Source organism: uncultured Thioclava sp. (assembly GCF_913064665.1).
In the GTDB taxonomy this organism is placed as follows: domain Bacteria; phylum Pseudomonadota; class Alphaproteobacteria; order Rhodobacterales; family Rhodobacteraceae; genus Thioclava; species Thioclava arctica.
In genome coordinates this window covers 1-2,571 of sequence record NZ_CAJYBT010000090.1, presented here as the reverse complement: position 1 = coordinate 2,571, position 2,571 = coordinate 1, and the positions used below count along the sequence as shown (strand labels likewise).

4 protein-coding genes are annotated in these 2,571 nt (G+C 59.3%); all 4 read left to right on the top strand.

Translation table 11 applies throughout. The features are described from left to right. Positions 1-248 (top strand): hypothetical protein (locus QZ571_RS18420; RefSeq protein ID WP_295537624.1); only part of this gene is annotated, 248 nt, incomplete at its 5' end. Next, the gene (locus tag QZ571_RS18415) at positions 245-919 is read left to right on the top strand and encodes an OB-fold-containig protein (protein ID WP_295537623.1); all 675 of its coding nucleotides are present in this window, start codon (positions 245-247) and stop codon (positions 917-919) included. The genes QZ571_RS18420 and QZ571_RS18415, both read left to right, overlap by 4 nt. 17 nt (positions 920-936) lie before the next feature. Then, a complete protein-coding gene (locus tag QZ571_RS18410) occupies positions 937-1,140 on the top strand; it encodes a hypothetical protein (protein ID WP_295537622.1) in 204 nt (67 codons plus the stop codon). A gap of 57 nt (positions 1,141-1,197) precedes the next feature. Next, positions 1,198-2,571, top strand: a 1,374-nt coding sequence (locus QZ571_RS18405; RefSeq protein WP_295537621.1) for an SPFH domain-containing protein, incomplete at its 3' end; no start/stop codon positions are given.

The window sequence follows — 2,571 nt, the reverse complement described above, 5'->3', positions numbered from 1 at the left end:
ATGAATCTCCTCTGCAAGCCAATACTGACACGGAAACCGCCCGCGACCTTGAAGCCGCCCTTGTGAAAAACGGCGCAGCCGAGGGTGGACCCGCCTATCGCGGCGCGGATCGCCTGATCCAAAAGCTGCGCAAAGCCAAAATGATTTCGATCGACAAACGCGCCTGGCGCACGACTTCGGCTGGCCTCGAATTGGCGCAGAACCTGACCGAGCTTTACAACTTCACTGACGCAATGGACACGAAATGACCCTACTTCAAGATCCTGACCTCAAGATCTTCTGGATCGCGGCTGCGATGGTTGTCGCGCTGTTCGTGCTCGAGCTGGCCTTCATGCTCATCGGTATCAGCGCCAGCCTCCGTGAAACCGCTGCGGATATTGGGGCATATATCGACGATGTCGATATTGGCGAAACGGATAGCTCCAGTGTCGATGGTGCATCGGCCGCCAGCGGCATCCTCGGCACGGTTCTCGACATCATCGGGTTTCGCAAGATCCCGATGACCATGTGGCTCACGGTTGCCTGCGCAAGTTTTGCCAGCTTGGGGCTGGCGCTACAGCTGGGCATGAAGGCCATTTTTGGTTTCACCCTGCCCGCCGAGATCGCCTCGGGAATCGTCTTTGCTCCGGCATCGGGCGTCACGGGACAGATCGCGCGTTTTATCGCTTGGGTCATTCCCTCCTATGAGACCTCTGCTGTCTCCAAAAGCAGCCTGGCCCGGCGTCGCGGCACAGTTATGATCGGCACCGCGCGGCGCGGCAACCCGGCAGAGGTCCGGGTCTACGACCGCTATGAGAACGCACATTACCTCATGCTTGAGCCTCTGAATGATGAAGATGAAATCACACAAGGCACTGAGGTTGTTGTCGTGCGCCTGCCCGGCGGCACGATGCGCGCCTTGGCCCTATCGGCCGGCTGACCTGAAAGGACACGAAAATGGCTGCGAAAAAGAAAACACATTACGTTCTGGTCCGGGTGAAGGCCCGGGATGATATGTCGGCCACAGAGGTCCGGCGCGAGGTGCGAACCCTGATCAACGATCAGTGCAACTATTCCGCCGAACCAGATGACCTGCGCGCATCAAAGGTCAGCCATGTTCCGAAAAGCTGGCTCAGCTGGATTACCAGGGACCGGGTATAATCGGCACTGTTACCGCAATTCGAAATCTCCACCATGCGAAAACTGAAAGGAACTATCATGAATTCGCTTCTCCCTATCCTTATTCCCGTCGGTATTGCAATCATTGCGATCCTCGCGCTCGGTTTCATGCTGGCGCGTTTGTATCAGAAAGCTTCGCGCGAAACTGCACTGGTCAAGACCGGCGTCGGCGGCCTGAAGGTCATCATGGATGGCGGCACGATCGCCTTCCCCGTTCTGCATGAGATCACGCAAGTCAACATGCTCACCACGCGCCTCGAGGTGCGGCGCACCGGCGAAGGCGCTTTGATCACCAAGGACCGTATGCGCGTTGACGCGGGCGTCGAGTTCTATGTGACGGTCAAGGCGACCGCAGAAGGCGTGGCTAAGGCCGCTCAGACGCTGGGCGAACGCACGTTTGATGCGCATGCGCTGCGCGAGATGATCGAAGGCAAGCTGGTCGATGGCCTGCGCGCCGTGGCAGCCCAGATGGATCTTGATGATCTGCATGAGAAGCGCTCGGAATTTGTCCAGCAGGTGCAAAATGCGGTTTCTGGCGACCTTGAGAAAAACGGTCTCGCGCTTGAATCCGTAGCCCTGACCGCGCTCGACCAGACGCCGATGGAAAGCCTTGATCAGAACAACGTGTTCAACGCTGTCGGCCTGAAGATCGTGGCCGAGCGCGCCGCAGAAAGCCGCAAAAAGCGGGCCGCGATCGAAGCCGAAGCTGACCTCGCCGTGGCAACGGCCAAACAGGCAGCTGCCGTGAAGACCTATGGCGTCGAACAGCAGCAGGAAGAAGCACGTGTCGAACAGCAAAAGCGCATGGATGCGCTAAAGGCTGAAGAGATTGCGGCCAAAGCCGAAGCCGACGAGCGCTCGCTCCAGGCATCGCGTGCAGCCGAGATCGAGCGTGAGCGCGCGATCCGTGTGGCCGAAGAGGAATCCAAAAAGACCGTCGAGATCGCCGAGCAAAACCGCAAGATCGAGATCGCCAAGAAGTCCGAGGAAGAATCCAAGGCGCAGGCTCAGGCCGATACGGCGAAAGCAGAAGCTGTGAAGGCCAGTGAAGCGATCACCACGGCGCGTGAAATCGCCGAGGCCGAGCGGACCAAGCAAATCTCGCTGCTCAAAGCACAAGAAGAAGCCGAGCGCGACGCCACGGGGATCCGGGTTTCGGCCAAGGCAGAGCGCGAAGCGGCTGAAGACCGCGCCGCAGCACGTCGTGAACTGGCTCAGGCATCTGCTGACGAGATTTCGATCAATGCCAAGGCGATGAAAGAGGCCAAGCTGGCCGAGGCCGACGGTATCCGCGCTGTCAACGAAGCTGACAGCCTGGTCTCCGCCGAGATCCTGGCCTTCCGTCTCAACGGCCTGCGCCTCGAGGCCCTGCCCGCGATCCTGGAAGCCATGATGCGCCCGGCCGAGAAGATT